Source organism: Streptomyces sp. SAT1, from assembly GCF_001654495.1.
Lineage (GTDB): Bacteria > Actinomycetota > Actinomycetes > Streptomycetales > Streptomycetaceae > Streptomyces > Streptomyces andamanensis.
The window spans coordinates 2,669,367-2,696,205 of sequence record NZ_CP015849.1 but is presented as its reverse complement, the minus strand read 5'-3'; the positions used below and the strand labels follow the sequence as shown (position 1 = coordinate 2,696,205).

Annotated in this window: 29 protein-coding genes, 1 tRNA gene and 1 riboswitch; of the genes, 21 read left to right on the top strand and 9 right to left on the bottom strand. The window is 71.7% G+C overall.

Translation table 11 applies throughout. The annotated features are described in order from the left end of the window. The first annotated feature begins 12 nt into the window (after window positions 1–12). The 6 genes from A8713_RS11720 (at window position 13) to A8713_RS11700 (ending at window position 5,257) form a co-directional block, all read left to right on the top strand. Window positions 13–435: a Mov34/MPN/PAD-1 family protein gene (locus tag A8713_RS11720; RefSeq protein WP_064533362.1), complete on the top strand. Its 423-nt coding sequence runs from the start codon at window positions 13–15 to the stop codon at window positions 433–435. A gap of 88 nt (window positions 436–523) precedes the next feature. Further along, the gene (locus A8713_RS34800) at window positions 524–619 is read left to right on the top strand and encodes a putative leader peptide (RefSeq protein ID WP_018565569.1); all 96 of its coding nucleotides are present in this window, start codon (window positions 524–526) and stop codon (window positions 617–619) included. Between the two features lie 120 nt (window positions 620–739). Beyond that, window positions 740–1,018 carry a MoaD/ThiS family protein gene (locus tag A8713_RS11715; RefSeq protein ID WP_018565570.1) on the top strand — a complete coding sequence of 93 codons (279 nt, stop codon included), beginning with the start codon at window positions 740–742 and terminating at the stop codon, window positions 1,016–1,018. A gap of 17 nt (window positions 1,019–1,035) precedes the next feature. After that, a complete protein-coding gene (locus A8713_RS11710) occupies window positions 1,036–1,986 on the top strand; it encodes a PLP-dependent cysteine synthase family protein (RefSeq protein WP_064533361.1) in 951 nt (316 codons plus the stop codon). Between the two features lie 355 nt (window positions 1,987–2,341). After that, the gene (locus A8713_RS11705) at window positions 2,342–4,414 is read left to right on the top strand and encodes a putative Ig domain-containing protein (RefSeq protein WP_064533360.1); all 2,073 of its coding nucleotides are present in this window, start codon (window positions 2,342–2,344) and stop codon (window positions 4,412–4,414) included. A 252-nt stretch (window positions 4,415–4,666) separates the two neighbouring features. Then, on the top strand, window positions 4,667–5,257 hold the full coding sequence (locus tag A8713_RS11700) for a hypothetical protein (RefSeq protein ID WP_064533359.1): 591 nt from the start codon (window positions 4,667–4,669) through the stop codon (window positions 5,255–5,257). Between the two features lie 42 nt (window positions 5,258–5,299). Here A8713_RS11700 and A8713_RS11695 read toward each other — a convergent pair whose 3' ends face one another. Then, window positions 5,300–5,764, bottom strand: a complete 465-nt coding sequence (locus tag A8713_RS11695) for a type II toxin-antitoxin system PemK/MazF family toxin (RefSeq protein WP_018565574.1) — start codon at window positions 5,762–5,764, stop codon at window positions 5,300–5,302. Window positions 5,765–5,975: 211 nt separating this feature from the next. Here A8713_RS11695 and A8713_RS11690 point away from each other — a divergent pair, with 211 nt between their 5' ends. Beyond that, window positions 5,976–6,728: an MBL fold metallo-hydrolase gene (locus tag A8713_RS11690; protein WP_064533358.1), complete on the top strand. Its 753-nt coding sequence runs from the start codon at window positions 5,976–5,978 to the stop codon at window positions 6,726–6,728. A 101-nt stretch (window positions 6,729–6,829) separates the two neighbouring features. Here A8713_RS11690 and A8713_RS11685 read toward each other — a convergent pair whose 3' ends face one another. Together A8713_RS11685 and A8713_RS11680 are read right to left on the bottom strand one after the other, a co-directional pair. Further along, window positions 6,830–8,083, bottom strand: coding sequence for a PTS transporter subunit EIIC (locus A8713_RS11685; protein ID WP_064533357.1), 1,254 nt, complete (start codon window positions 8,081–8,083; stop codon window positions 6,830–6,832). Window positions 8,084–8,321: 238 nt separating this feature from the next. Further along, window positions 8,322–9,626 carry a PTS transporter subunit EIIC gene (locus tag A8713_RS11680; protein ID WP_064533356.1) on the bottom strand — a complete coding sequence of 435 codons (1,305 nt, stop codon included), beginning with the start codon at window positions 9,624–9,626 and terminating at the stop codon, window positions 8,322–8,324. A gap of 192 nt (window positions 9,627–9,818) precedes the next feature. Here A8713_RS11680 and A8713_RS11675 point away from each other — a divergent pair, with 192 nt between their 5' ends. The 4 genes from A8713_RS11675 (at window position 9,819) to rdgB (ending at window position 12,057) form a co-directional block, all read left to right on the top strand. Further along, window positions 9,819–10,052 carry a glucose PTS transporter subunit EIIB gene (locus tag A8713_RS11675; protein WP_018517946.1) on the top strand — a complete coding sequence of 78 codons (234 nt, stop codon included), beginning with the start codon at window positions 9,819–9,821 and terminating at the stop codon, window positions 10,050–10,052. Between the two features lie 93 nt (window positions 10,053–10,145). Beyond that, the gene (gene rph / locus A8713_RS11670; protein ID WP_064533355.1) at window positions 10,146–10,883 is read left to right on the top strand and encodes a ribonuclease PH; all 738 of its coding nucleotides are present in this window, start codon (window positions 10,146–10,148) and stop codon (window positions 10,881–10,883) included. Window positions 10,884–11,024: 141 nt separating this feature from the next. Beyond that, window positions 11,025–11,432, top strand: a complete 408-nt coding sequence (locus A8713_RS11665; RefSeq protein WP_064533354.1) for a hypothetical protein — start codon at window positions 11,025–11,027, stop codon at window positions 11,430–11,432. A gap of 22 nt (window positions 11,433–11,454) precedes the next feature. Beyond that, complete coding sequence (gene rdgB / locus A8713_RS11660) at window positions 11,455–12,057, top strand: RdgB/HAM1 family non-canonical purine NTP pyrophosphatase (protein ID WP_064533353.1); 603 nt, start codon at window positions 11,455–11,457, stop codon at window positions 12,055–12,057. Window positions 12,058–12,113: 56 nt separating this feature from the next. Here the strand turns inward: rdgB and A8713_RS11655 are convergent. The 4 genes from A8713_RS11655 to bcp form a co-directional block, all read right to left on the bottom strand. Next, window positions 12,114–12,188, bottom strand: a tRNA-Leu gene (locus A8713_RS11655). Window positions 12,189–12,202: 14 nt separating this feature from the next. Further along, window positions 12,203–12,700: an HNH endonuclease signature motif containing protein gene (locus A8713_RS11650; protein WP_064533352.1), complete on the bottom strand. Its 498-nt coding sequence runs from the start codon at window positions 12,698–12,700 to the stop codon at window positions 12,203–12,205. Further along, complete coding sequence (locus tag A8713_RS11645; protein ID WP_064533351.1) at window positions 12,691–13,353, bottom strand: HNH endonuclease signature motif containing protein; 663 nt, start codon at window positions 13,351–13,353, stop codon at window positions 12,691–12,693. The genes A8713_RS11650 and A8713_RS11645 overlap by 10 nt, the downstream gene beginning before the upstream one ends. 160 nt (window positions 13,354–13,513) lie before the next feature. Next, window positions 13,514–13,981 (bottom strand): thioredoxin-dependent thiol peroxidase, encoded by a 468-nt coding sequence (bcp, locus tag A8713_RS11640; protein WP_064533350.1) that lies wholly within the window; start codon window positions 13,979–13,981, stop codon window positions 13,514–13,516. A 142-nt stretch (window positions 13,982–14,123) separates the two neighbouring features. Between bcp and A8713_RS11635 the strand changes: the two genes are divergently transcribed. From A8713_RS11635 to sugE, 3 genes are all read left to right on the top strand, one after another. Continuing rightward, window positions 14,124–14,453 carry a DUF3618 domain-containing protein gene (locus A8713_RS11635; RefSeq protein ID WP_064533349.1) on the top strand — a complete coding sequence of 110 codons (330 nt, stop codon included), beginning with the start codon at window positions 14,124–14,126 and terminating at the stop codon, window positions 14,451–14,453. Window positions 14,454–14,496: 43 nt separating this feature from the next. Then, window positions 14,497–14,853 (top strand): GroES family chaperonin, encoded by a 357-nt coding sequence (locus A8713_RS11630; protein ID WP_018565584.1) that lies wholly within the window; start codon window positions 14,497–14,499, stop codon window positions 14,851–14,853. Window positions 14,854–14,916: 63 nt separating this feature from the next. Then, a riboswitch (guanidine-III (ykkC-III) riboswitch) is annotated at window positions 14,917–14,980 on the top strand. Window positions 14,981–15,042: 62 nt separating this feature from the next. Then, complete coding sequence (gene sugE, locus A8713_RS11625; protein ID WP_018565585.1) at window positions 15,043–15,363, top strand: quaternary ammonium compound efflux SMR transporter SugE; 321 nt, start codon at window positions 15,043–15,045, stop codon at window positions 15,361–15,363. Between the two features lie 22 nt (window positions 15,364–15,385). On the opposite strand, the gene A8713_RS11620 is transcribed toward sugE, so the two are convergent. Beyond that, window positions 15,386–18,310 (bottom strand): transglycosylase domain-containing protein, encoded by a 2,925-nt coding sequence (locus tag A8713_RS11620; RefSeq protein ID WP_237305351.1) that lies wholly within the window; start codon window positions 18,308–18,310, stop codon window positions 15,386–15,388. 215 nt (window positions 18,311–18,525) lie between these two features. On the opposite strand from A8713_RS11620, the gene A8713_RS11615 reads away from it, so the two are divergent. From A8713_RS11615 to A8713_RS11590, 6 genes are all read left to right on the top strand, one after another. Then, window positions 18,526–19,326, top strand: a complete 801-nt coding sequence (locus A8713_RS11615; RefSeq protein ID WP_078510157.1) for an ABC transporter permease — start codon at window positions 18,526–18,528, stop codon at window positions 19,324–19,326. Further along, window positions 19,319–20,242, top strand: coding sequence for an ABC transporter permease (locus A8713_RS11610; RefSeq protein ID WP_237305350.1), 924 nt, complete (start codon window positions 19,319–19,321; stop codon window positions 20,240–20,242). The genes A8713_RS11615 and A8713_RS11610 overlap by 8 nt, the downstream gene beginning before the upstream one ends. A gap of 18 nt (window positions 20,243–20,260) precedes the next feature. Continuing rightward, the gene (locus A8713_RS11605; protein WP_079158919.1) at window positions 20,261–21,391 is read left to right on the top strand and encodes an ABC transporter ATP-binding protein; all 1,131 of its coding nucleotides are present in this window, start codon (window positions 20,261–20,263) and stop codon (window positions 21,389–21,391) included. 33 nt (window positions 21,392–21,424) lie between these two features. Beyond that, a complete protein-coding gene (locus tag A8713_RS11600; protein ID WP_064533347.1) occupies window positions 21,425–22,282 on the top strand; it encodes a DUF1707 domain-containing protein in 858 nt (285 codons plus the stop codon). A 333-nt stretch (window positions 22,283–22,615) separates the two neighbouring features. Next, the gene (locus A8713_RS11595; RefSeq protein ID WP_443069712.1) at window positions 22,616–23,962 is read left to right on the top strand and encodes a DUF445 domain-containing protein; all 1,347 of its coding nucleotides are present in this window, start codon (window positions 22,616–22,618) and stop codon (window positions 23,960–23,962) included. Between the two features lie 75 nt (window positions 23,963–24,037). Further along, window positions 24,038–25,567, top strand: coding sequence for an MFS transporter (locus tag A8713_RS11590; protein WP_064533346.1), 1,530 nt, complete (start codon window positions 24,038–24,040; stop codon window positions 25,565–25,567). Between the two features lie 226 nt (window positions 25,568–25,793). Here the strand turns inward: A8713_RS11590 and A8713_RS11585 are convergent, their stop codons facing one another. Further along, window positions 25,794–26,099, bottom strand: coding sequence for a hypothetical protein (locus tag A8713_RS11585; RefSeq protein WP_064533345.1), 306 nt, complete (start codon window positions 26,097–26,099; stop codon window positions 25,794–25,796). Between the two features lie 245 nt (window positions 26,100–26,344). Here A8713_RS11585 and A8713_RS11580 point away from each other — a divergent pair, with 245 nt between their 5' ends. After that, a complete protein-coding gene (locus tag A8713_RS11580; RefSeq protein ID WP_064533344.1) occupies window positions 26,345–26,818 on the top strand; it encodes a carboxymuconolactone decarboxylase family protein in 474 nt (157 codons plus the stop codon). Window positions 26,819–26,839 lie beyond the last annotated feature (21 nt).

Sequence of the window (26,839 nt, the reverse complement as noted above, 5' to 3'; positions counted from 1 at the left end):
ATCCTGTGGCCCATGCTGACCATCACCCAGTCGCTCCACGACCAGATCGTCGCCCACGCCCGCGCGGACCACCCCGACGAGGCGTGCGGAGTGGTCGCCGGACCCGTCGGCACCGGACGCCCCGAGCGGTTCGTCCCGATGCTGAACGCGGCCCGCTCGCCCACCTTCTACGAGTTCGACTCGCAGGACCTGCTCAAGCTCTACCGCGAGATGGACGACCGCGACGAGGAGCCGGTGATCATCTACCACTCCCACACCGCGACCGAGGCGTACCCCTCGCGCACCGACATCTCCTACGCCAACGAGCCCGGCGCCCACTACGTCCTGGTGTCCACCGCCGACACCGACGAGGCGGGCCCGTTCCAGTTCCGCTCGTTCCGCATCGTGGAGGGCGAGGTCACCGAGGAGGAGGTGACGGTCGTGGCGGCGTACTGACAGGGCGCGTCTCGCACCGCGGATGCCGGGCGTCCGCAGGGTGAGATCACATTCCAGGGTGCGGACCGGGAATCGATACGATGAGCCCATGGTTCTCCACGACGTGAGCGACGAGATCCCGGGCACGCTGCTCGTGGCGCGGCTGCACGTCGACCTGTGCAGGTTGAACAGCGCCATCTGTTGACGTTCCCTGCCGCCGCCGTACGGCCGTGAGCCGCGGCGCTCCCCGGGGGCCGAACGCCCGGGGGCCCTTTCTCGCGCGCCCCCCGATCCGACGACATCTTCCTGACAGGAGCCCGCACCCATGGCCATCGAGGTCCGCATCCCGACCATCCTCCGCACCTACACCGACGGGCAGAAGGCCGTGGAGGGCAACGGGGAGACCATCGCCGCGCTCTTCGCCGACCTGGAGGTCCGGCACCCGGGCATCCAGGCGCGCATCGTGGACGGCGAGCAGCTGCGCCGCTTCGTCAACGTCTACCTGAACGACGAGGACGTCCGCTTCCTGGACGGCATCAGCACCAAGCTCGCCGACGGCGACAACGTGACGATCCTGCCGGCGGTCGCCGGCGGCATGCGCTGAACGGCCGCTGAGCAGCGATGCGCTACGACTCCCCGCTGGCCGCGGTGGGCAACACCCCTCTGGTGCGCCTGCCGCGGCTCTCGCCGTCCGCCGACGTCCGCATCTGGGCGAAGCTGGAGGACCGCAACCCGACCGGCTCGGTCAAGGACCGTCCCGCCCTGCACATGATCGAGCGGGCGGAGAAGGACGGCCGGCTCACCCCGGGCTGCACGATCCTCGAACCCACCTCGGGCAACACCGGCATCTCGCTGGCCATGGCGGCGAAGCTCAAGGGCTACCGCATGGTGTGCGTGATGCCCGAGAACACCTCCCAGGAGCGCCGCGACCTGCTCGGCATGTGGGGGGCGGAGATCATCTCCTCCCCGGCGGCGGGCGGCTCCAACACCGCCGTGCGCGTCGCCAAGGAGCTGTCCGCCGAGCACCCGGACTGGGTGATGCTCTACCAGTACGGCAACCCGGACAACGCCGGCGCCCACTACGCGACCACCGGCCCGGAGATCCTGGCCGACCTGCCCTCCGTCACCCACTTCGTGGCGGGCCTGGGCACCACCGGCACCCTGATGGGCGTCGGCCGCTATCTGCGCGAGCACAAGCCGGACGTGCGGATCGTCGCCGCCGAGCCGCGCTACGACGACCTGGTGTACGGCCTGCGCAACCTCGACGAGGGCTTCGTCCCCGAGCTGTACGACGCCTCCGTGCTGACCACCCGCTTCTCGGTCGGCTCCGCCGACGCCGTCACCCGTACCCGGGAACTGCTCCAGCAGGAGGGGATCTTCGCGGGCGTCTCCACCGGCGCCGCGCTGCACGCCGCGATCGGCGTGGGCCGCAAGGCGGTCGCGGCGGGGGAGAGCGCCGACATCGTCTTCGTCGTCGCCGACGGCGGCTGGAAGTACCTGTCCACCGGCGTCTACACGGCGGCCACCACACAAGAGGCCATCGAGACGCTCCAGGGCCAGCTCTGGGCCTGACCACCGCGCCGGCACCCCGCCCGCGGGAGCCGTGAGGCCGGTCCCGGAAGCATCGTGGGAGCGGTCCCGGAAGGGTCGTGAGGCCGGTCCGGACCGGGCCCGGCCCGTCTCAAGCACGTCCCAGCCCCCTCCCACGAGGGGGCCAATCTCATCCTATGGAGGGGCAAAGAAATCCCTCCGGTACTGCCGTCCCCCGGCGGCCCGGGGCTACGTTCCTGGCGCACCCTGTCATGTCACGATCACGCGGCGTACAGGGTGTGGAGTGTCATGCTCATGACTGCGCGGCTGCCGCCGCCACGCGCGTCACGGGCTGCCCGACCAGTGCGATCCCCACGTCAACGGAGGCAGTACCCCCATGCGTGAGTCACGCCCGAGCAGCCGGAGACGGAGTCCGCGCCGACTCCTCGCCGTCGCCTTCCCCGCCCTCGCCCTCACGGTCACCGGGTTCGTCGCGGCACCGACCGCAGGGGCGGCCCAGCCCGCCGCCGCGCACCCGGACACCGGCAGGGCCGCCCAGAACGCGCACGCCCTCACCGCCCCCGAGCGGCAGGTCCTGCACAGCACCGGCACGGCCGGACAGAAGGTCCCCACGACCCGGCTGTGCGCCGACGCCCGGCCCGGCGAGGCCAGCTGCTTCGCCCAGCGCCGCACCGACATCCAGCAGCGGCTGGCCTCGGCGCTCGCCGCCGCGCCCTCCGGCCTCTCCCCGGCCAACCTGCACAGCGCCTACAACCTGCCCTCCTCGGGCGGCTCCGGCCTGACGGTCGCGGTGGTCGACGCCTACAACGACCCCAACGCCGAGTCCGACCTGGCCACCTACCGCTCGCAGTTCGGCCTGTCCGCCTGCACCAAGGCCAACGGCTGCTTCAAGCAGGTCAGCCAGACCGGCTCCACCACCTCCCTGCCGACCAACGACAGCGGCTGGGCCGGTGAGGAGGCGCTCGACATCGACATGGTCAGCGCGGTCTGCCCCAACTGCAACATCATCCTGGTGGAGGCCGACTCGCCCACCGACGCCGACCTCGGCACCGCCGAGAACGAGGCCGTCGCGCTCGGCGCCAAGTTCGTCTCCAACAGCTGGGGCGGCGACGAGGAGTCCTCGCAGACCAGCCTGGACAGCCAGTACTTCAAGCACCCGGGCGTCGCGATCACCGTCTCCTCGGGCGACTCCGGCTACGGCGCCGAGTACCCGGCGACCTCCCAGTACGTGACCGCCGTCGGCGGCACCGCGCTCACCACCGCGTCCAACTCCCGCGGCTGGAACGAGACGGTCTGGAACACCAACTCCACCGAGGGCACCGGCTCCGGCTGCTCCGCCTACGACCCGAAGCCGAGCTGGCAGACCGACACCGGCTGCGCCAAGCGCATGGAGGCCGACGTCTCCGCGGTCGCCGACCCGGCCACCGGCGTCGCCGTCTACGACACCTACGGCGGCAGCGGCTGGGCCGTCTACGGCGGCACCAGCGCCTCCGCGCCGATCATCGCCGGCGTCTACGCCCTGGCGGGCACCCCGGGCGCGGGCGACTACCCGGCGAAGTATCCCTACGGCCACACCGGCAACCTGAACGACGTGACCAGCGGCTCCAACGGCTCCTGCTCCACCGCCTACTTCTGCCGGGCGGCCGCCGGCTACGACGGCCCGACCGGCTGGGGCACCCCCAGCGGCACCGCCGCCTTCACCGCGGGCGGCTCCACCGGCAACACGGTCACCGTCACCGACCCCGGCAGCCAGTCCACCACCGTCGGCGGCTCCGTCAGCCTCCAGATACACGCCACCGACAGCGCGGGCGCGGCCCTCACCTACACCGCCACCGGCCTGCCGGCCGGCCTGTCCGTCAACGGCTCCACCGGCCTGATCACCGGCACCGCCTCCACCGCCGGGACCTACCAGGTCACGGTCACCGCGAAGGACTCCACCGGCGCCACCGGCTCCGCCTCCTTCACCTGGACCGTCGGCACCGGCGGGGGCGGCACCTGCACCGCCGCCCAGCTGCTCGGCAACCCCGGCTTCGAGTCGGGCGGCTCCTCCTGGACCGCCTCCAGCGGCGTCATCACCACCGACAGCGGTGAGGCCGCCCACGGCGGCTCGTACAAGGCATGGCTCGACGGCTACGGCACCACGCACACCGACACCCTGTCCCAGACGGTGACGATCCCGGCGGGCTGCAAGGCCACCCTCACCTACTACCTGCACGTCGACACGGCGGAGACCACCCGCACCACCGCCTACGACAAGCTGACGGTGACCGCGGGCGGCAAGACCCTGGCCACCTACTCCAACCTGGACGCGGCCACCGGCTACGCGCAGAAGACCGTCGACCTGTCGTCGCTGGCGGGCTCCAGCGCCACGCTGAAGTTCAGCGGCGCCGAGGACGGCTCCCTGCAGACCAGCTTCGTCGTCGACGACGCGGCCCTGACGACCGGCTGACCGCCCCGCCCGCCACGCACCGGCACACAGCCGGTCACCCACCGGCACACCGCTGATCACGCGTCCGTACACCTGCTGGTCACGCGCGTCCGTACACCTGCTGGTCACGGACCCGCACACCGCGTCCCCGGCCGGAGCCACCGGCCGGGGTCCCGGCGTGCGCGGGGCCGGGGATCCTGATGTGCTGGAGAAACGTCACATCGGCACCAGGGCACCGGCCACCGGGAACGGGACAGCAGAAAGGCGGCCCCCATGCGCCGTACGACGCTCCACCGCACCACCCTCGCCACCGCCGCGACGGCGACGGCCCTGCTCCTCGCGTCCTGCGGCACACCGCAGGACGGCAAGGGCGGCGGCGGATCCCCGGGCACCACGGCCCCCGCCTCCGCACCGGCCGCGACAGCCCCCACGAACCCCAGGACCCCCGCGACCCCCACGGTCTCCGCGAGCGGCGGGAGCACCGCGCCCTCCGCCCCGGCCTCCCCGCCGGCCTCCGCCTCCGCGCCGACCCCGCCCGGCTGCACCGGCCACGCCGACCTCACCGCCGCCGACGGCGGCCGCACCGTCTGCCTCACCGTCGGCGGCTATCTGCGGCTCACCCTGGACGGCACCGAGGACCGCCCCTGGACACCCGTGACGCTCAGCGGTGGCGGTGGCGTCCTCAAGGGCGCCGACGCCGGCATCGTGATCCTGCCGGGCGACGCGCTCGCCGCCTACACCGCCACCGCCCCCGGCACGGCCCGCCTGACGTCCTCGCGCCGCTTGTGCGCGAACTCGCCCGGCACCATGGCCTGCCAGGGCATCGCGCAATGGACGGTCACCGTACGGGTGACCCGGCCGTGACAGCGTTCCGCACGGCGCCGGTTCCGGGCCCCGGCCCGCGGCTCACCCGGCCAGGTAGCGCACCTGGTCCCAGAGCACCGGATCCACGACCCCCACCCGGCGCCGGAAGTCCCACACCGGCACCTCCCGCACCTCGTCGGTCTCCAGGAAGCTGGTACGGCCCCGCGCGTCCCCCACCGAACCGGGCGGCAGCGGGATCACCCCGGCCCGCTCCTCGTGGTACCGGCTGGTGATCTTGGCGACCCGGGCGCGCTTGCCGTGCACGGACAGCACCAGGCAGGGCCGGTCCTTCGCCCCGGGGCCGTCCTCGTAGGGCACGTTCGCCCACCAGATCTCCGCCGGGCGCGGACGCGCGGGCGCACCCCGGTCCTCCCGGCCCCTCGGCCGCGCCGGCGGACGCGACCTGCGCCCCGCGGGCCGGCGCCCCCGGCCCCACCCGTCGACGAGCGTGGCGACGAGCGCGAGCAGCACCACCGCCGCGAGCGCCAGCCACCAGGACGTGTCCATGAGAACGACGTTACCGGCGCGCGAGCGTCCCTGCGCGCCCTCTTCCACACCTCGTGCGCCCCACGTCCAGCCGAACCGGTGACACCACAGGTGAGTTCGCCCACAACCCACCTGTGCAAAGGAGCGACCGGCCGTCGCGCGCCGTACTCTCGACGGACCGCACGACCCCCGTCACCTTCTGTATCCACCCGCCAGCGGAGGTTTCTGCTCCATGAAGCTCACCGTCGTCGGCTGCTCGGGGTCGTTCCCGTCCGCGGAATCGGCCTGTTCGAGCTACCTCGTAGAGGCCGACGGCTTCCGGCTGCTCCTCGACATGGGCAACGGCGCCCTCGGCGAACTGCAGCGCCACTGCGGTCTCTACGACCTCGACGCGATCTTCCTGAGCCATCTGCACGCCGACCACTGCATCGACATGTGCGCCTACTTCGTGGCCCGCTACTACCGGTACGACGGCGGACGCTGCGCCCCGCTGCCGGTCCACGGCCCCGAGGGCACCGAGCACCGGCTGACCACGGCCTACGCCGACACCCCCTCGGCCTCCTCCATGAGCGAGGTCTTCGACTTCCACACGGTCAAGCCGGGCACGTCCGAGATCGGCCCCTTCACCGTGCACACCGAGCGGGTGGCCCACCCGGTGGAGGCGTACGCCATCCGCCTGGAGCACGGCGGCCGGTCCCTCACGTACTCCGGTGACACCGGCGTCAGCGAGGCCCTGGACGAACTGGCCCGGGACGCCGACCTGTTCCTGTGCGAGGCCGCCTTCACGGACGGCAAGGAGAACATCCCCGACCTCCACCTCAACGGCCGCGAGGCCGGCGAGTCCGCCACCCGCGCCGGCGCCCGCCGCCTGGTCCTCACCCACGTCCCCCCGTGGACCGACCCGCAGATCAACCTCGCCGACGCCCGCGCGGTCTACGACGGGCCGGTGGAACTGGCGGCGCCGGGAGCGGTGTACGAGATCTGACGGACATGAGAAGCATGATCTGACGGACATGAGAAGACGGACATGAGAAGGAGGCCCCCCGGCCTGACGGCTCGGGGGGCCTCCTCACGTCCTGCGGACACTCACGCCTTGGTGAGGTCCTCGACCTCCTCCTCGGGCTCGCGGCCCGGGGTGGGGAGGTTGAACTTGGTGATGGCGAAGCGGAAGGTCACGTAGTAGATCGCCGCGAAGACCAGTCCGATCGGGATGATCAGCCAGGGCTTGGTCGCCAGGTTCCAATTCAGGGCGTAGTCGATGAAGCCGGCGGAGAAGGTGAAGCCGGCGTGCACACCGAGCGCCCAGGTGACCGCCATGGACACGGCGGTCAGCACCGCGTGGATCACGTACAGCAGCGGGGCGATGAACATGAACGCGAACTCGATCGGCTCCGTCACACCGGTGACGAACGAGGTCAGGGCCAGCGAGATCATCATGCCCATCACGGCCTTGCGGCGATCGGGGTGAGCGGAGTGCGCGATGGCGATGGCGGCGGCCGGCAGGCCGAACATCATGATCGGGAAGAAGCCGGACATGAACTGACCGGCGGTGGGGTCACCCGCGAAGAAGCGGTTGAGGTCGCCGTGCACGACATCGCCGGCCGCGTTCTTGAAGTCGCCGATCTGGAACCAGGAGACGGTGTTGACGAACTGGTGCATGCCGACCGGCAGCAGACCACGGTTGATCAGGCCGAAGAGGCCGGCACCGCCCGCGCCCAGACCGGTGATCCACTCGCCGAAGTCGGAGATGCCCTCGCCGATCGGCTTCCAGATCAGCCCGAAGAGGACACCCATCGCGGTGCCGACGAAGGCCATGATGATCGGGACCAGGCGGCGGCCGTTGAAGAAGCCGAGCCAGTCCACCAGCTTCTTGCGGTGGAAGCGCTGCCACAGCGTGGCCGACAGCAGACCCATCAGGATGCCGCCGAGAACACCGGGATTGTTGTAGGTGGCGGCTATGTCCGCGCCTGCCTGGACCTTCGCCTCGGTGACGGGGAACGCCTTGAGGACGTTGCTGTACACCAGGAAGCCGACCAGAGCGGCCAGGGCGGTGGAACCGTCCGACTTCTTGGCGAAGCCGATGGCGACACCGATGCAGAAGAGCAGCGGCAGATTGTCGAAGATCGCGCCACCGGCCGTTGCGAACACTGCCGTGACCTTGTCGGGCAGGTTGAACTTGTCGTGCACGTCCGACTGCCCCAGACGCAGCAGAATGCCCGCCGCCGGCAGCACGGCGATCGGGAGCTGCAGGCTTCGGCCGACCTTCTGCAGGCCCTGGAAAAGGCCAGATCCCCGCTTCTTCGCGGGTGCCGCCGTCGATTCGGCGGTGGCGGTGCTCATACGTCCGTCCTCCATCGGGTGGTGGTCTACACCACTCAGTGGTGTAGACCTGTTGTAGCACGATGAAGGTGGCGTAAGGAACCCGCGAAAACGCGACCGAACCGCTACACGCCGTGCGGACTCCGACCGCCGGTGACAAGCCGATTTCACGCCGGTCTCAGACCGATATCAGCCCTGTTCGAGAGCTGTGCGCATCCCGCCGAGAGCCCGGCGGAAGGCCCGCCACCCGCCGCGGACGTCAGGGCTTCGTGGTGTCCTCGACCTCGTCCGCGGGCTCCCGCCCCGGAGTCTTCAGGTCGAACTTCGTGATGGCAAATCGGAAGACCGTGTAATAGACGGCGGCGAAGCACAACCCGATCGGGATGATCGCCCACGGCCGGGTCGCCAGATTCCAGTTGATCACGTAGTCGATCAGCCCCGCCGAGAAGCTGAACCCGTCGTGCACCCCCAGCGCCCACGTCACCGCCATCGACACCCCCGTCAGCACCGCGTGCACCGCGTACAGCACCGGCGCGATGAACAGGAACGAGTACTCCAGCGGCTCCGTGATCCCCGTGACGAACGACGTCAGCGCCACCGACAGCATCAGCCCGCCGACCTCCTTGCGCCGCGCCGGCCGCGCCGTGTGCGTGATCGCCAGCGCCGCCGCCGGCAGCGCGAACATCATGATCGGGAAGAAACCCGAGGTGAACTGCCCCGCGTGCGGATCGCCCGCCAGGAACATGTTGATGTCGCCGTGCACCACCGTCCCGTCCGGCTTGGTGTAACTGCCGAACTGGAACCAGATGGGCACGTTCAGGAACTGGTGCAGCCCGATCACCAGCAGCGCCCGGTTCGCCAGCCCGAACACCCCCGCGCCCCACGCGCCCGCGTCGCTCAGCCAGTCGCTGAAACTTTCCAGCCCCCGCCCGACCGGCGGCCACACCCACAGGCACAGCGCCGCGAACAGGATCGCCACGAACGCCATGATGATCGGCACCAGCCGGCGCCCGTTGAAGAAACCCAGCCAGTCCACCAGCCTCGTCCGGTGGAACCGCCGCCAGAAGAAGGCCGACAGCAGCCCCATCACGATCCCGCCGAAGATTCCCGGATTCTGGAAGGCGAACGCCGTCACCGTCCCGTCGGCCGCCCGGCACCCGGCCGCCGTCGCCACCGCACCCGCCCCGCAGCCCACCGGGAACTGGTGCAGCACGTTGTAGTAGACGAGGAAGCCCGCCACCGCCGCCAGCGCCGTCGAACCGTCCGCCTTCTTCGCCATGCCGATGGCCACCCCGACACAGAACAGCAGCGGCAGCCCCAGCGAGCCGTCGAGCAGCGCGCCGCCCGCCCCCGCCATCACCTTCGAGACGTCGATCCAGCCCAGCCCGTCCTTGCCGAACACATCCGGCTGCCCCAGCCGGTTCAGGATCCCCGCCGCCGGGAGCACCGCGATCGGCAACTGAAGACTGCGGCCCATCTTCTGCAACCCCTGGAACAGGCTGTTCCAGTGCTCCCGCAGCGGCGAGGCCCCCGTCCCCGCACCGCCCGCGCTGTCGGCACTCATGGCGTCCTCCCGAGGCTCCGCTCCGTCGTGCGGCACCGCGTTTGGCCACCGCGCCAACGGTGGTGTAGACCAGTTGACGGACGGTTCCGCTGTCGTGAACGCCATCATCGGCCACCCACGGCACGACCGCTCGCGAAGATGGGCCAACTGTGGGTTACTGCGACAAAGCGGTTCGGATCAGGGAGACAGAACATGGCCAGCAAGGCTGAGAAGATCGTTGCCGGTCTCGGCGGCATCGAGAACATCGAAGAGGTCGAGGGCTGCATCACCCGCCTCCGCACCGAGGTCATCGACCCCAGCAAGGTCGACGAGGCCGCCCTCAAGGCCGCCGGCGCCCACGGCGTCGTCAAGATGGGCACCGCCATCCAGGTCGTCATCGGCACTGACGCCGACCCGATCGCCGCGGACATCGAAGACATGATGTGAACCACCGGTCCCACGGGACCGCGATTCACCCCCCAAGGGGCTCTTCCCGACGCGGGAGGAGCCCCTTGACCATGGGGCACTACGCTCGACCCCATGTCTCGAACCGACGGCCGCACCGCCGAACAGCTCCGCCCGGTCACCATCGAACGCGGCTGGAGCAAGCACGCCGAAGGCTCCGTCCTCGTCTCCTTCGGCGACACCCGGGTCCTCTGCACCGCCTCCGTCACCGAAGGCGTCCCGCGCTGGCGCAAGGGCAGCGGCGAGGGCTGGGTCACCGCCGAATACTCCATGCTGCCCCGCGCCACCAACACCCGCGGCGACCGCGAGTCCGTCAAGGGCCGCATCGGCGGCCGCACCCACGAGATCAGCCGCCTCATCGGCCGCTCGCTGCGCGCCGTCGTCGACTACAAGGCTCTCGGCGAGAACACCGTCGTCCTGGACTGCGACGTCCTCCAGGCCGACGGCGGCACCCGCACCGCCGCCATCACCGGCGCCTACGTCGCCCTCGCCGACGCCATCACCTGGGCCCAGGGCCGCAAACTCGTCAAGGCCGGCCGACAGCCCCTGACCGGCACCGTCAGCGCCGTCTCCGTCGGCATCGTCGGCGGCGTCCCCCTCCTCGACCTCTGCTACGAGGAGGACGTCCGCGCCGACACCGACATGAACGTCGTCTGCACCGGCGACGGCCGCTTCGTCGAGGTCCAGGGCACCGCCGAGGCCGAACCCTTCGCCCGCGACGAACTGAACGCCCTGCTCGACCTCGCCGGGGCCGGCTGCACCGACCTCGCCGCGATCCAGCGCGCCGCACTCGACCAGCACCACGAGAAGTAGAGAGCAGACCGAAAGTAAAGAGCAGACCAAGGAAGGGGCCGCCGGGGCGCAACCCGCACCGCACACCCGGCGTCCCTACCGGTACGGGCGTACGGCACGACAGCCGCACGCCCGGCCACCGACCGGGGAGGGAACCCAGCCATGGCCGCGAGCCGACGCCGACGACCGGGCCGCACCACCGCCATCGCCGCCACCACGGCCGCCATCGCACTCGCCACCGCCGCCCTCACCGGCTGCGACGCGGTCGGCAAGGCCCTGGACTGCGTACAGACCGCCGACGCCATCGCCGACAGCGTCACCGACCTCCAGCAGGCCGTGCAGAACGCCGCCGACGACCCCGGCAAGACCGACGACGCCCTCCGCGCGATCGAGGACAAGCTGGACAAGATCGGCGACAAGACGGACGACACCGACGTCAACAAGGCCGTCGACGACCTCGACAGAGCCGTCGGCAACGTCCGCACCGCCGTCAAGAACGGCGACCACACCCCCGACCTCACCCCCGTCACCGACGCCGCCGGCGAACTCACCAAGGTCTGCACCCCCTGACCCGCCCGCGATACTGGTGACCATGACCCGCCTGATCCTCGCCACCCGCAACCCCGGAAAGATCACCGAACTCCGGGCGATCCTCACCGACGCGGACCTGCCCCACGAACTCGTCGGCACCGACGCCTACCCGGAGATCCCCGACGTCAAGGAGACCGGCGTCACCTTCGCCGAGAACGCGCTGCTCAAGGCACACGCCCTGGCCCGCGCCACCGGCCTGCCCGCCGTCGCCGACGACTCCGGCCTCTGCGTCGACGTCCTCGGCGGCGCGCCCGGCATCTTCTCCGCCCGCTGGTCCGGGCGCCACGGCGACGACCAGGCCAACCTGGACCTGCTCCTCGCCCAGCTCTCCGACATCGCCGACGGCCACCGCGCCGCCCACTTCGCCTGCGCCGCCGCCCTCGCCCTCCCCGACGGCACGGAACGCGTCGTCGAGGGCCAGCTCCGCGGCACCCTCCGCCACACCCCCGCCGGCTCCGGCGGCTTCGGCTACGACCCGATCCTCCAGCCCGACGGCGACACCCGCACCTGCGCGGAACTGACCCCCGCCGAGAAGAACGCCATCAGCCACCGCGGCAAGGCGTTCCGCGCGCTGGTACCGGTGGTGCGGGAGTTGCTGGGCTGAGCCGACGGAAGCGACCCCGCACCTGTGAAACCAAGGTGTGGGGTCGCATTTCCCTGTGGGCCCGGTGGGACTCGAACCCACGACACACCGGACCTAAACCGGCGCCCTCTTGCCAGCTGGGGTACGGGCCCGCAGCGGTCCTACTCTACTGAACCCCGGGGCTGCTTCGCCGACCTCCCCTGCACCAGGTACTGGTGACCGCATGGCAGTTGGGGCAGAGCAGGCGCAGGTTCTCCCGCCGATTGTCGCGCCAGTCGCCGTTGATGTGGTCGATCTCCAACGTCATGGGCTTCCCGAGCCACTCGGGGCGGAGCCCGCATCGTGCGCACCGCTCGGGTACGCCCATCTCGTGGAGTGCTCGACGCAGACGCCAGGTCTTGATCCGGTGCGTGCCGGTATGGCGGACCAGCACTTCCTCCGCACTCTTGGCGTTCGCGCTCCGTTTCCCCTGCTGGTGTGCCTGCCCGAGGAAGTGAGCCGTCGCGAGGCCCTCCTCGGCGATCCGCTTCCGCAGCATCGCGCGTTGTCCGCCGTTGTCCGGCCGTCCGAGTCTGCGGAGCACTTCCGCAAGGGAGTCCGACTCGGCGACCGCCGCACGCAACTGCTCCTCGCAGGTACGGCTCCTCCGGACGCTCACCGGCATTCCCTTCGCGTGCGTCCCGTGCCGCGTCCTCGATAAGTGTCCGTCGTGGAATGGCAGTTGGGGCAGAGCAGGCGCAGGTTCTCGATGCGGTTGTCACGCCAGTTCCCGTCGATGTGGTCGACCTCCAACGGGAGCGGTTCCCCGAGCCAGACGGGGCCCGTCCCGCACAGGGCACAGTGCTCCTCAATGCCGAGTTCGGCCATGGCCCTCTTGAGCCGGATGCCTGGGACCCGGGTCGTGTGTGCCGAGGTGTCCTCCACGAGGATCTCCCCGGCAGTGCGGCGTCGTTGGTTGTGCCGCATCCTCTCCGTGCGGACCGATGGCGTGAAATGGGAGGTGTCGATGCCGTACGCCTTGATCTTGCTGCTGATATGGGCGTGATGGCCGCCGACAGGTTCCAGCCCCAGATGCCGCAGTACGTCGAACACGCTGGTCGAGGCCGAAACCGCAGCCTGCAGGACTTCCCGCGTCCATTTCACCCCCTCCCGCTCGAAGTGGGACGTGTCGACGCCGAGCTTCTTCATCCGCTGCCGGATGTAGTCCCGTCTCCCGCTTCGCGGATCCACCCCCAGTCTCTCCAGCGCCTCCGACAGCGTCCGCGCGCCGCGTGCCGCTTCCTCCAGGCGGTCCCTGGTGTACGCACTGGCCCCCATCGAGTCCCCTCCGGTCCGGTGCCGGGCGTGTGTTCTTCGCCCGTACGGAGCAACGAACCGGATGCCGGTCGGTCACGCACGGCACACCGCAGGGGAACGGCCCGTGCCGGGGGTGCCGGGACGGGCCGTTCGGGAAGGGAGGGGTGGGGCGAGGGCCGGGTCAGATGCCCAGGTCGCGGATGATCTTGGCGACGTGGCCGGTGGCCTTGACGTTGTAGAGGGCGCGTTCGACCTTGCCGTGCTCGTCGACGACGACGGTGGAGCGGATGACGCCGGTGACCGTCTTGCCGTAGAGCTTCTTCTCGCCGAAGGCGCCGTACGCCTCCAGGACCTTCTTGTCGGGGTCGGCGAGCAGCGTGACCCTGAGGGACTCGGTGTCGCGGAACTTGGCGAGTTTCTCGGGCTTGTCGGGGGAGATGCCGATGACGTCGTAGCCCGCGCCGGCCAGCACGTCGAGGTTGTCGGTGAAGTCGCAGGCCTGCTTGGTGCAGCCGGGGGTGAGGGCGGCCGGGTAGAAGTAGACGATGACCTTGCGGCCCTGGTGGCCGGCCAGCGACACCTCGTTGCCGTCGGCGTCGGGGAGGGTGAAGGCGGGAGCCGTGTCCCCGGGCTGGAGTCGCTCGCTCATCGAAGGTGCTCTCCTCGTGCGTGTCCTCGTGGGGGCCAATACCGTGTCGGTCCGAGGGTAACCGGGGGTGCCGACGGTGCGGTCGCGGTGAGAGCTGACAGACTGTGCTGGACAGGCATCAGTTGACTTCGGAGGCGCTACGGTGGCGGACACGGCGGACACCAGAACCCCGGCTGAGATCGAGGCGGACATCAGGCGTCGCCGCGCGGTGCTGGCCGAGACCCTCGACGAGATCGGGGTGCGCGTGCACCCGAAGACGCTCGTGGGGGACGCCAAGGCCAAGGTCGCCTCGAACGTCGACCACACCCTCGGGCGGGCGTACGTGCAGGTGAACCGGGTGGTGAGCGAGGTGCGGGCGCAGTTCACGGACGAGGCGGGCGCCCCCCGGCTGGAGCGGATCGTGCCGGTCGCGCTCGTCGCCGTGGGTGTCGTGGGCCTGCTCGCCGTGAGCGGGCGCAGGCGCCGGCGCTGACCCGCCGAGCAGGGACATCGGTCGAGGCAGGTAGGTTTCAGGCGTGAGCGCCAACAGAAACGAGCACAGCACCCATCAGGACAAGCTGCCCATCCGCATGCTGCACGACCGGGTGCTCGTCCGGCAGGACACGAGCGAGGGCGAGCGGCGGTCGGGCGGCGGGATCCTGATCCCCGCGACGGCCGCGGTGGGCCGCCGGCTGGCCTGGGCGGAGGTCGTCGCGGTCGGGCAGAACGTACGGACCGTGGAGCCGGGTGACCGGGTGCTGTTCGACCCGGAGGACCGGGCGGAGGTCGAGGTGCGGGGCACCGCGTACGTGCTGATGCGCGAGCGCGATCTGCACGCCGTGGCCGCGGACCGGTTCGAGGGCTCGGAGGACTCCACAGGTCTGTACCTGTGACGGAGTGAGCTGCTTCCCGAAGGGGCCGGTGACCAGGGTCACCGGCCCCTTCGGCGTTCCTTTGCTAGCCTCGGTGGGGAACCCGACGAGACGCGCCGTACCGGGACGAAGGCAAAGACGACGCACCTGGTGTCCGTCGCAACGCCCGGCCGTGGGGCAGGCGTTGCCGTTGTCTCGGAGGTGCCCGTCGTGGCCTGGGTTCTGCTTGTCGTCGCCGGTCTGCTGGAGGTCGGCTGGTCGATCGGGATGAAGTACAGCGAGGGTTTCACCCGGCCGGTGCCCAGCGTCCTGACCGGCGCGGGGATCGTCGTGAGCATGCTGCTGCTGTCCTACGCCGCCCGTTCCCTGCCGATCGGTACCGCCTACGGCGTGTGGGTGGGCATCGGCGCGGCCGGTGCGGCGGTGCTCGGCATGGTGGTGCTGGGGGAGCCGGCGACCGCCGCCCGGATCTTCTTCGTCTGTCTGCTGCTGGTGTCCGTGGTGGGCCTGAAGGTCACCTCGGGGCACTAGCGGCAGGCGTCACCCGGTGTCCTCACTGGCCGGTGCCGGTGTTCGTCCCGGTGTTCGTGCCGGTGCCGCCCGCGGCCGGTCCCGTGCCGGTGCCGCCGTCGGCGCCCGCGCCCCCGCCGCCGGGTCCGCCCGTGGTGGGGGTGCCGCCCCCGCCGGGTGTGCCGCCGCCCTCGGTGGTGCCGCCGGTGGGCGGGGTGCCGCCGGTGCCGTCCGTGGCGCCGGTGTCGCCGCCGGGACCGCCCGGGGTGCCGCCGCCGGTGCCGCCGTCCGTGGGGGTGCCGCCGGTGGAGTCGCCCGGCGTCCCGGTGCTCTGTCCGGGGTCCTGGCTCTGGCCGTGGGTGCTCTGCCCGCGGGTGTCCTGGCCGTCGTCGCCGGTCCCGGGGCTTGCGCCGGTGTCGTCGCCGGTGCCGGGGCTCTGGGCCGAGCCGCTGGGCGGTGCCTGGGACTCGTCGGCGCCGGGCTGGAGCTTGAGGTCGAAGTCGCTGACCGGGGTGCCCTTGAGCGCGTCGCCCATGTACTGCGCCCAGATGCTGCCGGGCGCGCCGCTGCCGTTGATGCGGGGCAGGCCGAGGGCGCCGTAGAGCGGCTTGTGCGCGGCGGTGTCGGGGTCCTGGCCCATGACGGAGACGACGGTGGCGAGGTCGGGCGTGTAGCCGGCGAACCAGGCGGCCTGGTCGTTCTCGGCGGTGCCGGTCTTGGCCGCGGCGGGGCGGTCGATGGCCTGGGCCGGGGCGCCGGTGCCGTTCTGCACGACGCTCTGCAGGACGGCGGTGGTGGTGTCGGCGGCCTCGCGGCTGACGGCCTGCGACGCGGTGCTGCCGTGGCCGGGCAGGGCCACCGCGTTGGCGCCGTCCTTGGTGATCTTCTTGATGATCGTGTAGGTGCCGTGCTTGCCGTGGTTGGCGAGGGTCGCGTACGCCTGGGCCATGTCGAGGACGCTGGCCTGGGCCACGCCGAGCGCGATGGACGGGGAGCCGATCAGCTCGGGGGTGTCGGCCGGCAGGCCGAGGGCGAGCGCGGTCTCCTTGACCTTGTCCGAGCCGACGTCGACGGCCATCTGCGCGTACACGGCGTTGACGGACTTGTCGGTGGCCTCGCGGACGGTGATGTCGCCGTAGGACTGCTGGTCCTCGTTCTCGGGGGCGTAGTGGCCGCCGTTCCAGCCCTGGACCGGCCGCTTGTTGGTGCCGTCGTAGAGGGTGTTCGGGGTGATGGTGCGGGAGTCCTGGGTGGTGGACTCGTTCTGGACGGCGGAGGTGAGCACGAAGGGCTTGAAGGTGGAGCCGACCTGGAAGTCCCGGCGGGTGGCGTTGTTCGTGTACTGCTTGACGTAGTCGATGCCGCCGTACATGGCGACGACCTCGCCGGTCTTCGGGTCGACGGAGGCGCCGCCCGCGCGGACGTAGCGGTCGGTCTTGTTGTTCTTCTTGTCCAGCTTGTCGATCAGCTGTTCGTCGACGGCCTTGACGAAGGCGTCCTGCTTGCTCTTCTGGAGCGTGGTGGTGATGCGGTAGCCGCCCGCGGACAGCTCGTCCTCGTCGAGGATCTTGTTCTTGGCGAGGTAGTCCTTGACCGCGCGCACGAGGTAGCCGCGCTGGCCGGACATGCCGGTGGGCACGGTGGCGGACCTGGGCGCGGGGAACTTGAGCCCGGTCCGTTCGGAGGCGCTGAGCCAGCCCTTCTTGACCATGCCGTCCAGCACGTAGTTCCAGCGGGCCTCGGCGGCGTGCCGGTTCTCCGGGTGGGCGCTGACGTCGTACTCGCTGGGCGCGTTGACGAGGGCGGCGAGGTAGGCGGCGCGGGCCGGGTCGAGGTCCTTGGCGTTGACGCCGTAGTACGCCTGGGCGGCGGCCTGGATGCCGTAGGCGTTGCGGCCGAAGAAGCTGGTGTTGAGGTAGCCCTCCAGGATCTTGTCCTTGGACTCGTTGCGGTCCAGCTTGATCGAGATGAAGAACTCCTTCACCTTGCGGGTGACGGTCTGCTCCTGGCCGAGGTAGTAGTTCTTCACGTACTGCTGGGTGATGGTGGAACCGGACTGCTTGCCCTTGCCGGTGACGGTGCGCCAGCCGCCGCGGAGCACGGCCTTGGGGTCGATGGCGGACTCGCTGTAGAAGTCGCGGTCCTCGGCGGCGAGCACGGCGTGCTGGGCGGCCTGGGAGACCTGGTCCAGCGGGACGTTCTCGCGGTTGACCTCGCCGTCGCGGGCGATCTCGGTGCCGTCGGCGTAGAGGTAGATGTTGGCCTGTTTGACGGCGAGGGCGTTGGCGTCGGGGATCTTCACGAGGGAGTAGCCGAGGAAGAACAGGCCGACGCCGACGAGGACCAGGGTGAGGAACCCGCCGAGCGTCATCCGCCAGGTGGGGAACAGCCGCCGCCATCCGGTCCGCTTGCGCCGGGGCTTCTTGCCCTTGCCGCCCCCGCCTGCCGTGGCGGCGGAGGCGGTGGTGACGTCGCGGTCGGCACGGCCCGCGCCACCCTGGCTCCGGCCCTCGCTCTGGCCCCGGCCCGGGGCGGGGGAGGGCGTGGCGGTGCGGGGGGCCGCGGCTCCGGCCGTGGTCTCCCGGCGGCCCGGGGTACCGGGAGGCGTCGGCGCCGCGCCGGAGCGCGGTCCCCGGCGCGCGTCGGTGCCGGTGCCGGAGCCGGTGTCGGAGCCGGTCTCCTTCGCGGCCCAGGCGGGCGTCGTCGTACGGCGGTCCGCCGCGCCCCCCGCGTCGGTCTCCGACGAATCCCGGCCCGAGTCCCGGCCCGAGTCCCCGTCCGAGGCCGCGTCCGCTGCGGCGCCCCGCCGCTCGGCGGCCGGACCGGCCTTCCGGCCGGCTCCGGGGCCGGCAGCCGGGCCCGTCTCCGGTCCCGCGCCGGGTCGCGCTCCCGACTGCGCCCCCGGCTTCCCCTCCGGTTCCCCGGCGGGACGCGGTGCCTCGGCCTTCGGCTGCGGCTCGTCGCTCATCTCGTGCACGGACTCCGTTTCGCGTGTTCACGTTTCGCGGCATACGTTCGCGTACGCCCTCATGCGCCTTCTGCGCCCCTCGATGAAGACTCTCGCACCAAGCGTTCCGTTCCCACGCCCGGGAACTTCTCGTCCACGGAAAATGCGTGGCACATCACGTCCGGCGCGTACTAGGCTCCTGCGCTTCGGTGTCGGCTTGGCGGGAGGGGCGTGGCGTGGGCGCTGGGCGGTTGTACGCGGCCGTCGCGGCGGGCGGATTCAGACGGTACGCGACGTATCGGGCGGCCACCGCGGCCGGGGTGTTCACCAACACGGTCTTCGGGCTGATCCTCGTGTACACGTATCTCGCCCTGTGGGACATCCGGCCGCATCTGGGCGGCTACGACCGCTCCCAGGCGGTGACGTACGTATGGCTGGGGCAGGCGTTCCTGGCGACCCTCGCCATCGGGGGCGGCGGGGCCGAGGAAGAGCTGATGGAGCGCATCCGTACGGGGGACATCGCGACCGATCTGCACCGCCCGGCCGACCTCCAGCTGTGGTGGCTGGCGGCGGACGTGGGCCGGGCGACGTTCCAGCTGCTGGGCCGCGGGGTGGTGCCGTTCGTGTTCGGGGCGCTGTTCTTCCCGGTGGCGCTGCCCACGGACCCGGTGACCTGGGCGGCGTTCCTCGGCGCCGTGCTGCTGGCGATGCTGGTGAGCTTCGGGATCCGCTTCCTGGTGGCGCTGAGCGCGTTCTGGCTGCTCGACGGGTCGGGCGTGACCCAGATCGCCTGGCTGGCCGGAGTGTTCTGCTCGGGGATGCTGCTGCCGCTGAACGTCTTCCCGGGCGCCCTCGGCGAGGTCGTCCGGGCGCTGCCGTGGGCGTCGCTGCTCCAGGCCCCCGCCGACGTCCTGATGGGGCAGGCGCGGCCGCTGGGCACGTACGCCCTCCAGGGGGCGTGGGCGGTGGCGCTGCTGGCGGCCGGACGGCTGCTCCAGACGGTGGCGACCCGGCGGGTGGTGGTCCAGGGTGGCTGAGCGGTCCACCGGGGCAGCGGCGGCCGGTACGACGGCCGGTGCGGCGGCTGGTACGACGGCCGGGGCCGGCTTCCGCGCGGAGCACGGCGGGCGGGGCGGCGCGCGCGGCCGGCTGGCGGACGGGCTGCGCGCCTACCGCATGATCGCCGGGATGTGGCTGCGCTCCACGATGGCCTACCGGGCGTCCTTCGTGATGACGACGCTGGGCAACTTCGCGGTGACCGCGCTGGACTTCGTCGCGATCCTGCTCATGTTCTCCCGGGTGGACGCGCTGGGCGGCTACTCGCTGGGGGAGATCGCCCTGCTGTACGGGCTGTCGGGCACCTCCTTCGGCCTGGCGGACCTGGCGATCGGCTCGATGGACCGGCTGGGGCGGCGGGTGCGCGACGGCACGCTGGACACGCTGCTGGTCCGCCCGGTGCCGGTGCTCGCGCAGGTCGCCGCCGACCGGTTCGCGCTGCGCCGCCTCGGCCGGGTGACGCAGGGGCTGCTGGTCCTCGGGTACGCGCTGGCCACGCTGGACGTGCACTGGACGGTGCTCAAGGTGGTGCTGCTGCCGGTGATGGTGGTGAGCGGCTGCGCGATCTTCGGCGCGGTGTTCGTGGCGGGCGCCGCCTTCCAGTTCGCGGCGCAGGACGCCTCCGAGGTGCAGAACGCGTTCACCTACGGCGGCACCACGCTGCTCCAGTACCCGCCGACGGTGTTCGGCAAGGAGCTGGTGCGCGGGGTGACGTTCGTGCTGCCGCTGGCCTTCGTCAACTGGCTGCCCGCCGCCTATGTGCTGGAGCGGCCGTACCCGCTCGGGCTGCCGCACTGGACGGGGTTCCTCTCGCCGCTGGTGGCGTTGGTCTGCTGCGCGCTGGCGGGGCTGGCCTGGCGGGTGGGCCTCAGGTCGTACCGGAGCACGGGAAGCTGAAGGGACACGGAGGACGGCATGGTGACGGGCGGAGCGCACGGACCGGGCGGACCGGAGGGGACGCGCGGGCCGGACAGGACGGGCGGGGCGGATAGGGCGGACAAGACGGGCGGGGCGAACGGGGCGTTCATCGAACTCGACCGGGTCGAGAAGGTCTTCGACGTACGCAAGAAGACCGGGTTCCTCAAGCGGGAGCGGCGGCAGGTGCGGGCGGTCGACGCGATCTCCTTCACCGTGGCGCGCGGCGAGATGGTCGGCTACATCGGCCCGAACGGCGCGGGCAAGTCGACGACGATCAAGATGCTCACGGGCATCCTCACCCCGAGCGGCGGCCGGCTGCGGGTGGCCGGCATCGACCCCTCGCGCGAGCGCACCCGGCTCGCGCAACGTATCGGGGTGGTGTTCGGACAGCGCACGACCTTGTGGTGGGACCTGCCGCTGATCGACTCCTACCGGTTGATGCACCGCATGTACCGGATCCCCGACGCCCGTTACCGGGAGAACCTCGACCGCTGCGTCGAACTCCTCGAACTGGCCGAGCTGCTGGACGTCCCGGTGCGCCAGCTCTCGCTGGGCCAGCGCATGCGCGGTGACATCGCGGCGGCGCTGCTGCACGACCCGGAGGTGCTGTACCTGGACGAGCCGACCATCGGCCTGGACGTGATCAGCAAGTCCCGGGTCCGCTCCTTCCTGCGCGACCTGAACGCCGAGCAGGGCACGACGGTGCTGCTGACCACCCACGACCTCCAGGACATCGAGCAGTTGTGCTCGCGGGTGATGGTGATCGACCACGGGCGGCTGATGTACGACGGCTCGCTGCCCGGCCTGCACGAGGCGGCCCAGGGCGAACGCACCCTGGTGGTGGACCTGGAGCGGGAGCTGCCGCCGCTTGAGGTGCCGGGCGCGCGCGTGGTGCGGGTGGAGGGGCCGCGGCAGTGGCTGTCCTTCCCGGCGGGCGAATCGGCGGCGCCGCTGTTGGCCCGGGTCGCGGACCGCTACCCGCTGGTGGACCTGTCGGTGCGCGAACCGGACATCGAGGCGGTGATCGCCGAGATGTACGCGGCGGGCGCCACTGTCGCGGGCGCGGTCGGCGCGGCCGACGGGGACGGTGCGGACGGCGTGGACGGCGTGGAACGCGCGCTCTCATAGCCTGCGGCGCGGGGATTTCGTAGGCTGCTCCACATGACCGACGATGCCCCCGAACTGCGCGCCTCAGACGCCGATCGCGAACGGGTCGCCGAGACCCTGCGGGACGCCCTCGCCGAAGGCCGCCTGGACATGGCGGAGTTCGAGGAACGGCTGGACGCCACCTACAAGGCGCGCACGTACGGCGAGTTGGCGCCGATCACCCGTGACCTGCCCGTCGCGGGGGGCGGCCCGGCGGCGCCCGCGGTGTCCCTGCACAAGGAACCGGCCGAGCCGGGCAGCTGGGCGTCGCGGATCACCGGCGGCGAGGGCTCGTCGTCGTGGGCGGTGGCCGTGATGTCGGGCTTCCAGCGCAAGGGGCGGTGGACGGTCCCGAAGCGGTTCAGCTGCTTCTCCTTCTGGGGCGGCGGCGAGATCGACCTGCGGGAGGCGAACTTCGCCGACCGCGAGGTGGAGATCAACTGCATCGCGATCATGGGCGGCGCGCAGGTGATCGTGCCGCCCGGCGTCGAGGTCGTCGTCCGCGGCATCGGCATCATGGGCGGCTTCGACCACCGCGAGGAGGGCGTGCCGGGAGAGCCGGGCGCCCCGCGCGTGATCGTCACCGGGTTCGCCTTCTGGGGCGGGGTGGCCGTCGAACGCAAGCTCACCAAGGCCGAGCGGCTGCTCCAGAAGGAGCAGCGCCGCCAGGAGAAGCTGGACCGCCGGACGGAGCGCCGCGAGCTGCAGTCCTCCCGGCACGAGGAGCTGCGCGACCGCTGGGAGCGGCACTGGGACCGCCAGGAGGAGCGCGTGGAGCAGCACCGGCAGCGCCACGAGGAGCGCTGGGAGCAGCACCGCGAGCGCCGGGAGCAGCGCCGGGACCGGCGCGGGCGCCGGGACTGGGACTACTAGGACCAGGACTGGGCCGGGGCAGGCCGGGTCAGGCCAGGTCCGGGCCGGGTCCTGGCCGGGTCCGTCAGCGCGGTGCGGCCGGGGCCACCGGCGGCTTGCGGCAGGGTCACGGACACTTCGCGGGGCCGGGGACCCGCCCCGGGCCGCAGGCGTCCGGGGCCGGGGACCCGCCCCGGACGCCTGCGGCCCGTCCCCGCGGGAACTCCTGGTCCGCTCCGGGAGTAGGTCAGAGGGGACAATCGGGTACGGGATGTGCGCCGGGTGCGCGCCGCCCGTACGGACCGCTCACCTCAGCGGCGCGGCGCGTACGGGAACACGGAACGGGTGGAGCGGATGGAACGAACGACGGAGGCCGAGCCTCAGGCGGACCCCGCGGCGGCGGACCCGGCGGCGGAGCCCGCCACGGCCCGCCGCACGATGACCGTGTTCAGCCCCGCCGACGAGGAGCGCCGGCGCGGGGTGCGCCGGATGAAACTGACCGCGACCGGGCTGCTGCTGTTCGTCGCGGTGGTGTACGTCCTGGCCAAGTGGGCCGGGCACAGCGGCGCGGGCGCCTGGGCAGGTTATGTCGCGGCCGCGGCGGAGGCGGGCATGGTCGGCGCGCTCGCCGACTGGTTCGCGGTCACCGCCCTCTTCCGCCACCCGCTCGGCCTGCCCATCCCGCACACCGCGATCATCCCCACCAAGAAGGACCAGCTCGGTGTCTCGCTGGGCGAGTTCGTCGGCGAGAACTTCCTCTCCGAGGACGTCGTACGCCAGCGGCTGCGCGCCGTCGGCATCGGCGGCCGGCTGGGGACCTGGCTCGCCCGGCCGGAGCACGCCGACCGGGTGACCGCCGAACTGGCCACCGCGCTGCGCGGCGCGCTGACCGTGCTGCGCGACTCCGATGTGCAGGCGGTGGTGGGGGAGGCGATCACCCGCCGGGCCGCCGTGCAGGAGATCGCGCCCGGCCTCGGCAAGATGCTGGAGAAGATCGTCGCCGACGGCGGTCACCGGCGCGTCGTCGACCTGGTCGTCACCCGGGCGCACGACTGGCTGGTGCTGCACGGCGACTCCGTGATGGACGCGGTGCAGGGCGGCGCGCCCGGCTGGACGCCGAGGTTCGTGGACCGCAAGGTCGGCGAGCGCGTCTACAAGGAACTGCTCCGCTTCGTCACCGAGATGCGCGACATGCCCGGCCACCCCGCGCGCGGGGCGCTGGACCGGTTCCTCGGCGACTTCGCCTCCGACCTCCAGTCCGACAGCGAGACCCGGGCCCGGATCGAACGCCTCAAGAGCGAGGTCCTCGGCCGGGGCGAGGTCCAGGACCTGATCGCCTCCGCCTGGACGGCCGTACGGTCCATGATCGTCTCCGCGGCGGAGGACGAGCACAGCGAGCTGCGCCTGCGGGTGCGGGCCTCGCTGCTCTCCCTGGGCCACCGGATGGCCGAGGACCCGGGGGCGCGGAGCAAGGTGGACCGCTGGGTGGAGGGCGCCGCGGTGTACGTGGTGACGACGTACCGCAAGGAGATCACCTCGCTGATCACCGACACGGTGGCGGGCTGGGACGCCGAGCACACCACCCGCAAGATCGAGGCCCACATCGGCCGCGACCTCCAGTTCATCCGCATCAACGGCACGGTGGTCGGCTCGCTGGCCGGGTTGCTGATCTACACGGCGTCGCGTCTCCTCGGAGCGTAGGCGGACCGCCGCCGTGCGTGACGTCCCCGCTTCGGGGGCACTCGCAGGGCGTTCCGCTCGTCGAGGAGGGAGCCCATGGCCAGCGCTGAGACCGCGGGTGCCGGGACCGGCCGCACCGTGACCACCGACATCCCCGCCAGACTCGACCGCCTGCCGTGGTCGCGCTGGCACTGGACCATCGTCGTCGGGCTCGGCACGGTGTGGATCCTCGACGGCCTGGAAGTGACCGTCGTCGGCAACATCGCCAGCCGGCTGTCGGAGCCGGGCAGCGGCCTGGCGATCAGCTCCGGGCAGGTGACCGGTGTGGCCGCCGCGCTGTATGTGGCGGGCGCCTGCGTCGGTGCCCTGTTCTGGGGGCGGCTGACCGACCGCTACGGCCGCCGGAAGCTGTTCATGATCACCCTGGCGGTGTACCTCGCGGCCACCGCCCTGACCGCCTTCTCCTTCCAGGCCTGGTGGTTCTTCCTCTTCCGCTTCCTGACCGGCTTCGGCATCGGGGGCGAGTACGCGGCCATCAACTCCGCCATCGACGAACTGATCCCCTCGGACTACCGAGGCCGGGTCGACCTGATCATCAACGGCAGTTTCTGGGTGGGCGCGGTCGGCGGCTCGCTGCTGTCGATCCTCGCCCTCAACACCGATCTGCTCGCCGCCGACCTGGGCTGGCGGCTGACGTTCGCGCTCGGCGCCGTCCTCGCCCTGGTGATCCTCCTCGTACGGCGGCACGTCCCGGAGAGCCCGCGCTGGCTGCTGATCCACGGCAGGGACCGCGAGGCCGAGGAGGTGGTGGCCGGGATCGAGGAGCGGATCGTGGCCGAGAAGGGCGCACCGCTGCCCGCGCCGCACGGGGAGATCACCATCCACCAGCGCCGTACCGTCTCCTTCGCGGAGATCGGCCGCACCGTCTTCGCCCGCTATCCCAAGCGGGCCGTCCTCGGCTTCTCCCTCTTCATCGGCCAGGCCTTCCTCTACAACGCCATCACCTTCGGCTTCGGCGCCATCCTGACCACGTTCTTCCAGGTCCCCTCCGACCACACCGGCTACTACTTCGCCGTCATCGCGGCCGGCAACTTCCTGGGCCCGCTGCTGCTCGGCCGGCTCTTCGACACGGTCGGGCGCCGGGTGATGATCTCGTCCACGTATCTGCTGTCGGGGCTGCTGCTGTTCGGCACGGCGTGGCTGTTCGACCGGGGCACGCTGGACGCGACCACGCTCACCGCCTGCTGGTGCGCGGTGCTGTTCTTCGCCTCCGCGGGCGCCTCCAGCGCCTATCTGACCGTCTCCGAGATCTTCCCGATGGAGACCAGGGCGATGTCCATCGCCTTCTTCTACGCCCTGGGCACCGCGGCCGGCGGCATCAGCGGCCCGCTGCTCTTCGCCGACCTCACCGGCACCGGCGAGGTCGGCGACACGGTCCTCGCGTTCTGCATCGGGGCGGCGCTGATGTGCGCGGCGGGCCTGGTCGCGGCGTTCCTCGCGGTGAACGCCGAGCGGCGGTCCCTGGAGGACATCGCCACCCCGCTGACGGCGGTGACGGGCAAGCCGGGCCCGGCCGCGCAGAACGGCCGCCCCGACGTCACACCGCCGTCGTCGAGCCCTGCGTGAGGCGTCGCCCGCCCTCCTCCCGAGGCGCGGGTGTCGGGGGCGGTCGCTCGCGTGGCGCGCGGGTCGCCTGCGTGGGCGCGCGGATCGCTTGTGTGGGCGCGGGTCGCGCGCGGCGCGAGATGGGTCGCGCGGCGCGCGTGACTCGCTCACGCCGTACGCGGCTCGCTCACGCTGTACGCAACTTACTCACGCCGTACGCGGCTCGCGCACGCGGCACCCGGCTCGCCTACGCGGCGCGCCGGTCGGCGACGGCCCAGGAGGCGAGGGCGACCGCGCCGGCCACGCCGAACACGGACGGCCAGGCGCCCACCTTCTTGGCCAGCGGGTGCGACCCGGCGAACGCGGCGACATAGGCCGCCGTGAGGGCGCCCGCCGCCCGGCCGCCCGCCTGCCGCCGCCACTGCTGCGCGGCGGCGGCACCGGCGACGGCCAGCACGGCCCCGCCGAGCTGCCGCTTCTTGGTCCAGCGGGCCACCCCGTACCCGCCGACGAGCCCGGTCGCGGCGACCGCCGCCGTAGGAATCCTCGCCATCACTGTCTCCCTGTCTCCCCGATGACCTGCGGACGTCCGGGTGCGGACGCCGAACGGACCGAGGCTAACCCCCGCATGCGCGGCACCCGGAAGCGCGGGGCACGCGGGGCACGCGGGTGAGACCCAGCTCACACCACAAACATCTCCGGACCCGTCACATATGGCTCCCGCGCCCCGTCATGTCTGTGCAACCGAGCGAGCGAACGACGAGCACCAGCACCAGCACCAAGACCAAGGAGCCCATGATGGAAGCCCGCCTCAGCCTTTTCGGCAACCCCGTCGCCGGCAAGTTCATGCGCCACGTCAACTCCGCGGGCAAGGTCCTCACGGACTCGACGCTCCCGGCCGCGACCCAGGAACTGGTGAAGATCCGCGCCAGCCAGATCAACGGCTGCGGTTTCTGCACCGACATGCACACCAAGGACGCCACGGCCGCCGGTGAGACCGCCGACCGCCTGAACCTGGTCGCGGTGTGGCGGGAGGCGAAGGTCTTCACCGAGGCCGAGCGCGCCGCCCTGGAACTGACGGAACAGGGCACCCGTATCGCGGACGCGTCCGGCGGCGTCACCGACGAGGCGTGGGAGAACGCCGCCAAGCACTACGACGAGGACCAACTCGCCGCCCTCGTGAGCCTGATCGCCCTGATCAACGCCTACAACCGCCTGAACGTCATCGTCCGGCAGCCCGCGGGCGACTACCGGCCGGGCATGTTCGGCTGACCGGTCCCGCGCCCCGGGGGG